The following is a 6,263-nucleotide window of genomic DNA, read 5'->3' on the forward strand; positions in this document are numbered from 1 at the left end:
CAATTAAGGCACATTTATGTTTACAGGAATCATTGAAACACTGGGAACGGTTACGGATTTGCGAAAAGATCGCGGAAACCTGGATATACACATTGCTTCGTCCATATCCGACGAGCTAAAGATCGACCAAAGTGTATCGCACAATGGCGCATGCCTTACTGTAGTCAGCCTGTCGCCGGGTTTGCATACCGTTACGGCTATCGAGGAAACGCTGAAACGAACCAATCTCGCTGATCTGGCTATCGGCGATCGTGTCAACCTCGAACGTTGCACGCCCGTAAACGGACGCCTGGACGGACACATTGTACAGGGTCATGTGGACCAGGTTGCACAATGTCTTTCCGTTGAACCGCAAAACGGAAGCTGGGTATATACGTTTCGGTATAAACCGGAGACGAATAACCTGACCGTGGAAAAAGGTTCAGTGACCGTTAACGGCATCAGCCTGACCGTGGTTGACTCGCTGGCCGACCGCTTTTCAGTCGCAATTATTCCCTACACCTATGAACACACCAATATGCAGCACATTAAAACTGGTGATGCCGTAAATATTGAATTTGATGTCATTGGTAAATATGTAGCGCGTATCCTGGCATTACGGAACTAAGCCGTCCATAGCCAAACCGATTCGCCATCAGCACATTGACTTACTATGGACTGGGAAACTTCAATAAACGCATTTAAGGAATACCTGCAATTGGAGCGTGCCTTATCGCAAAATACGATAGCAGCCTATCTAAGTGATGTGCATAAATTAAGGCAATATGCCGAAACCCCTGCGATTTTACCTGCCGATATTACTGCAAAAGACATCCAGGCGTTTCTTGAGTGGATTAATGGGTTTGGGATATCGGCCTATACCCAGGCCCGGATCCTTTCCGGCATCAAGACCTTTTACCTTTTTCTCAGCATTGAACTGGGACTGATCCAAAATCCGACAGCACTTATTCAGGCGCCACGACTGGGGCGAAAAATACCGGATGTACTGAATATTACGGAGATTGACGCATTGCTGTCCGCCATCGACCGGTCCACACCAGCGGGCATGCGCAATCGGGCCATGCTCGAATTACTGTATGGATGTGGCTTGCGGGTCAGTGAATTAACCGGACTTAAACTTTCCAATCTATTCCTCGATGTTGAATTCATCAAAGTAATGGGCAAAGGCAGTAAGGAACGCCTGATTCCGATTGGCTCCCAGGCCATCAAACACCTCCGGATGTATCTTGAAGAAGTGCGGATACACCAGTCCATTAAACCCGAAAACACAGATTTTGTCTTTCTTAACCGACGCGGAGTCCCCCTGACCCGCGTAATGATCTTTTTAATCATCAAGGAACTGGCGAAGAAAACAGGCCTGAAAAAGCAAATCAGTCCACATACTTTCCGTCACTCATTTGCCAGTCATCTGGTTGAAGGCGGCGCCGACCTTCGTGCGGTGCAGGACATGCTCGGGCACGAAAGCATTACAACCACCGAGATTTACACACACGTTGACCGGGAGTACCTGCAATCGGTTATTACCCAATATCATCCAAGATCATAATGTAATTTTGTTGCATTTAATTTGTTTATTAATGCAACAAAATTGTATTTTTACCACCTGTTAGGGAAAGACACGTAGTTTCTTTACCCCATACGAAAAAAAATATGCCGCTATACATAAGAAAAGGGATTATTGCACTATTATTTTCAGCCATTTGCTCTTTGGTTTATGCCCAGCACACGGGCTGCACGTTAACTGTCAATGGTCGCGTCACCGACAGCGACACGGGGTTACCCCTGTCGGGAGTGACCGTACAGGTCAATCCAGGCGAGTTACAGGCCATTTCCGACGCCCATGGCTATTTTCATTTTTCACACCTGTGCAGCGGCACGAGCTATCAGGTTACAGCGAGCAGTGTCGGATTCGAAAGCGCAGCGATGCAACTGACACCCCAAAGCGATACCCGGTTGAACATTGCGCTCCAGCATGGCACTATTAAACTCCATGATGTGGAGGTTGTCGGACATGGACGAAGTGTCATCACTGCCAATCCGGTAAAGGCCCTTTCACGTGAGTCTATTGCCGAAGCCCGTGGTGGTAACCTCGCAGAGTACCTTGGGGTGCTCCCTGGTGTAAGTATGTTGCAAACCGGCAGTACAATTTCAAAACCAGTCATCAATGGCATGCATAGCAACCGGATCCTGGTACTCAATAACGGCATCCGCCAGGAAGGTCAGCAATGGGGTAGCGAGCATGCCCCCGAAATTGATCCGTTTATCGCGAAGGACTTCGAAGTGATTAAGGGCGCGGAGGGTGTCCGATACGGGGCCGATGCCATTGGCGGGGTCATTATTGCCTCACCTCCCCCGCTTCCCGTAGATCCGCACTTATCTGGTGAAATCCACACCCTATATCAGACCAATGGCCGGATGGGCGTGGTATCCGGCATGCTTCAATCGGCAATTAAACAAATAAAGGGATTAAGCTGGCGCCTTCAGGGCACTGTCAAGCGGGGTGGTAACATTCAGACGGCCGACTATTACCTGGGCAATACCGGTGTGGGCGAAGCCAATGTATCGGCGGCATTACAGTACTCAAAAGGAAGAACCTCATTGGAGGCTTATTACAGCCGTTTTCAAACCTCGTTGGGAATATTGACAAGCGCGCATATCGGCAGTATGGAGGATATTGAAGCGCGGCTGGAAGCCGGACGCCCCTTTGAGAATTATCCGTTCAGCTATGCAATTGCTGCACCGCGGCAGGCGGTTGTTCATGATCTCGGAAAGCTCAAATGGCATCGCGATCACGTCAATGGCAGCTCGTTGGACATTCAGTACGGCATCCAGCGGAACCACCGGCAGGAATATGACCTCCGGCGCGGCGACCGCGATGCGCTGCCTATGCTGGATATGGTGCTGACTACACAAACCCTGGATGCCAGCTACCGGATGGCACAACGAAAAGGATGGCAAAGCCAATTTGGCACCAACCTTTCTCTTCAGGTGAACAATAATGTTCCCGGGACATTGAATACGCCACTAATCCCGAATTACGACAGCTTCTCCACCGGCCTGTTTGCGATCCAACGGTTCATCCGCGAACGGTATGAACTGGAGGCCGGAGTGCGATACGACTTTAAAACATTTGACGCGGCAGGCTACGACAGTGACCTTGAATTTTATGGCGGTTACCGGCAATTTCATAATGTCAGCGGAACATTAGGTGGTGTATTGAAGATGGGTAACGGTTGGCAGCTGCACAGCAATATCGGGTTGGCATGGCGATCGCCAAATGCCAATGAATTATACAGCAACGGATTACACCATGGCGCGGCATTGTATGAGATCGGCGACCCGAATTTGCTCAGCGAACGCAGCTTCAAATGGATTACCACCCCATCTTATGCCGGAGAACACTTTTCGTTTAGCCTCGATCTATATGCCCAGTATATTAACCATTACATCTATGCCCAACCCTCCGCAGGAGAATACATCCAGAGCATCCGGGGCACATTTCCGGTGTTCCGGTACGGACAGACGAATGCCACGTTTCTCGGAGCCGATCTCTCCGCCCAGTACCGCTTTCCCTTGGGACTTTCTTATCAACTGGATGCCTCCGTTATCCGGGCACGGGATGTAGAGCAGGACACTTATCTACCCTATATTCCATCGGACCGGCTCGATCATTATATCCGGTGGGAAATACCGGTCCATGGCCAATTTACCAACAGTTACATCAAATTAGGACACCGCGTGGTACGGCGCCAAACCCGTTATGAACCGGGCACGGACTATGCACCTCCCCCTCCCGCTTATCAATTGCTGTCGGCCTACGGGGGGACGCGCGTAAATGTGGGAAAACACACATTGGACCTTACGCTATCCGTAACCAACCTATTGAACAGTTCCTATAAAGAATACATGAACAGGTTCCGGTATTTCAGTCATGACATGGGCCGCAATACGAGCCTGAAACTCGCTTACTTTTTTTAACGAATAAATCATAATACGCTATACTTTTTAACTGCTTACCTATGAAAAACAACAGAAAAACGATCGTTATTGCCCTTTTAGCTCTTGGAACATTGGGCATTAATGCGTGCAGCAAAGACGACCCGCAGCCGGAAATTCCACAGGAAGAAGTAAACGGCGCCAAACTTACCTTTGTGGAAGTAGCGGGCGAAAACAACGAAGTCGTTGCGGGCGTCGAACCCATCGAAATCACCTTTGATGACAAAGGATTGGCTCCGGTAGGTGCACATGCACACCTCGAAGCGGGTAAAACATACCGGCTGACACTGACCGCCTATGATTTTGCAAGCCGGGAAATGCAACAGGAATTCCTAAATGATGCCGACAGGCACCAAGTGTTTATATTGGGAGCCCCAGAGGGTGTTCTTGATTACGTTTATGCCGATCCGGATAACGCACGTGTCGGCGTAACGGGATATATCCATGTGCTGAAACCGTCCGATGGATTTACCTTTAATTACATTGTACGCCACCTTAATGAAGGTGTCAAGGCCAGCATTACTGCAGCCGACTGGAATAATCCCGGCTACAACCAATTCGGGGGGGCGAATGACCTCGACCTGAAATTTGAGATGCACCCGGTAGAAGCCGGTCATGGCGACGATCACTAAGATCTTCAGCTAACCCGTCGGGGTATCGCATGTATACATACTTGCCCCCTGGACCGGATGAAATATCCGTTCCAGGGGCAGTTTAGTTAAAGCAGGAAGTTTTCACTCCCTGCTCCTTCTCGACTTTTCAAGGCGGATCATTGCACCGAAATCAAGTCCCATTGCCATTGCCTCCACGGTCATTGTCATGCGCTTTGCCCGCGTCGGCAGGGTCTTCGCTTCATTGATGTAATTGATAAAGTAATTCCGGCGCGATTTAGCCAGCGACATAAAACGGTCCATCAATGCATCATCTTCCTGCAGCAGGCAAACTTCCAGGTCCTCCGGTATTTCGATCTTAAAATCAACATCTTCCTCCAGAGACAGCTGCAGCACAGCTCCATGCTGTTTCTTCAATTGCCGGCGCATCTTACTGTTGATAGGCAAAATAAAATCGCCATCCCCCATAGGAACCAGCGCCATCCCGGCAAACAGCTGGCCGTCTATGGTACCGCGGACACGGAAACTCCTTTTTTCATGGGGTTTTATCTGTTGCGCTAATGCAGCAGGCAACTCAATATACGACCATCCTGATTTTTCGCCCTTCTGGTCAAACCGTAATATTATTGCGCTGAAATCGACCATATCGGTTTGGTATTATTCAATCAAGCTGAAAAACGTCATATTGTTTAGCAGATGCCGGTATCGACACCTTCTCCGAGAATATCCCATAAACAGCGGAGCCACTGCCACTCATGGAAGCAAATAACGCACCGTACCCGTAGAGCATTTCCTTTATGGCTGCGATTTCGGGGTGTTTTGAAAAAATACCTGCTTCAAAGTCGTTAAAAATCATATTCTTCCAAGACGCAACGGGATGTGCTATTGCCGACCTTAGCTGCCGGCCGGCCGGATCGGGAGTAACCATGCGATAAGCGGTTTCCGTGGCAATATGGATATGGGGCTTTATCACAACAATATGATAAGGGGAAAGATCAATGGAAATGTCATCAAACACATCGCCAATCCCTGTTGCGAAAGCAGGCCTATTACGGATAAAAAAAGGACAATCGGCCCCGAGTTTTCGTGCGTAAGCCATCAACCTGGGCTCATCAAGCTGCAATTGGAATTGGTTATTTAGCAGTTTCAGCAAGAAAGCCGCATCGGCCGACCCTCCTCCCAGTCCCGCACCGATCGGAATTACCTTATGCAGGTAGATGTGTACCGGAGGCAACTTAAAATCATTGGCCAACAAGCGGTAAGCCTGTAAACAAAGGTTTTCTCCTCCACTCGCCGGAATCGGTATTCCCGAGAGCGAAAACTGTACCTCGGACGCCTCTACCACCTCAACGACATCGTATAAATTCAGGGGATAAAAGATAGTTTCCAGGTTATGGTAACCGTCTTCTCTCCGGCTAACCACCTGCAGCCCGATATTTATCTTCGCATTCGCAAACGCAATCATGCTACAGAAATAGGAATAAATCACCTATTTTACAAATGCAACCCGCATATCGTGCCATCACTTTCGGCGCTTTTCTCAAATGAGCCAATATTTCATTTGAATTCATAAAATAATCGCTTATTTTTGCAGCCCTAACCGGAGAGGTGTCAGAGTGGTCGAATGAGCACGCCTGGAAAGTGTGTATACGTGTT

6 protein-coding genes are annotated in these 6,263 nt (G+C 48.9%); 4 read left to right on the plus strand and 2 right to left on the minus strand.

Annotated elements, in window-relative coordinates:
* Window positions 1-16: 16 nt before the first annotated feature.
* From ABWO75_RS08475 to ABWO75_RS08490, 4 genes are all read left to right on the plus strand, one after another.
* Window positions 17-607, plus strand: coding sequence for a riboflavin synthase (locus ABWO75_RS08475; protein WP_353184523.1), 591 nt, complete (start codon window positions 17-19; stop codon window positions 605-607).
* Window positions 608-652: 45 nt separating this feature from the next.
* Window positions 653-1,546, plus strand: a complete 894-nt coding sequence (gene xerD, locus ABWO75_RS08480) for a site-specific tyrosine recombinase XerD (protein ID WP_353184525.1) — start codon at window positions 653-655, stop codon at window positions 1,544-1,546.
* A 104-nt stretch (window positions 1,547-1,650) separates the two neighbouring features.
* Window positions 1,651-3,978, plus strand: a complete 2,328-nt coding sequence (locus ABWO75_RS08485; protein ID WP_353184527.1) for a TonB-dependent receptor — start codon at window positions 1,651-1,653, stop codon at window positions 3,976-3,978.
* Between the two features lie 41 nt (window positions 3,979-4,019).
* Window positions 4,020-4,628 carry a hypothetical protein gene (locus ABWO75_RS08490; RefSeq protein WP_353184529.1) on the plus strand — a complete coding sequence of 203 codons (609 nt, stop codon included), beginning with the start codon at window positions 4,020-4,022 and terminating at the stop codon, window positions 4,626-4,628.
* A 102-nt stretch (window positions 4,629-4,730) separates the two neighbouring features.
* On the opposite strand, the gene ABWO75_RS08495 is transcribed toward ABWO75_RS08490, so the two are convergent.
* Both ABWO75_RS08495 and ispE read right to left on the minus strand, forming a co-directional pair.
* Window positions 4,731-5,252, minus strand: coding sequence for a YdeI/OmpD-associated family protein (locus ABWO75_RS08495; RefSeq protein WP_353184531.1), 522 nt, complete (start codon window positions 5,250-5,252; stop codon window positions 4,731-4,733).
* 16 nt (window positions 5,253-5,268) lie between these two features.
* Window positions 5,269-6,072, minus strand: coding sequence for a 4-(cytidine 5'-diphospho)-2-C-methyl-D-erythritol kinase (gene ispE, locus ABWO75_RS08500; protein ID WP_353184533.1), 804 nt, complete (start codon window positions 6,070-6,072; stop codon window positions 5,269-5,271).
* Window positions 6,073-6,263 lie beyond the last annotated feature (191 nt).

Origin of the sequence: Parapedobacter lycopersici, from assembly GCF_040395035.1 — a bacterium.
Lineage (GTDB): Bacteria > Bacteroidota > Bacteroidia > Sphingobacteriales > Sphingobacteriaceae > Parapedobacter > Parapedobacter lycopersici_A.

Bases quoted from the DNA above. Each gene is read 5' to 3' on its own strand.
- ABWO75_RS08475 (WP_353184523.1), top strand. From the start codon at position 17: ATGTTTACAGGAATCATTGAAACACTGGGAACGGTTACGGATTTGCGA.
- xerD (WP_353184525.1), top strand. From the start codon at position 653: ATGGACTGGGAAACTTCAATAAACGCATTTAAGGAATACCTGCAATTG.
- ABWO75_RS08485 (WP_353184527.1), top strand. From the start codon at position 1,651: ATGCCGCTATACATAAGAAAAGGGATTATTGCACTATTATTTTCAGCC.
- ABWO75_RS08490 (WP_353184529.1), top strand. From the start codon at position 4,020: ATGAAAAACAACAGAAAAACGATCGTTATTGCCCTTTTAGCTCTTGGA.
- ABWO75_RS08495 (WP_353184531.1), bottom strand. From the start codon at position 5,252: ATGGTCGATTTCAGCGCAATAATATTACGGTTTGACCAGAAGGGCGAA.
- ispE (WP_353184533.1), bottom strand. From the start codon at position 6,072: ATGATTGCGTTTGCGAATGCGAAGATAAATATCGGGCTGCAGGTGGTT.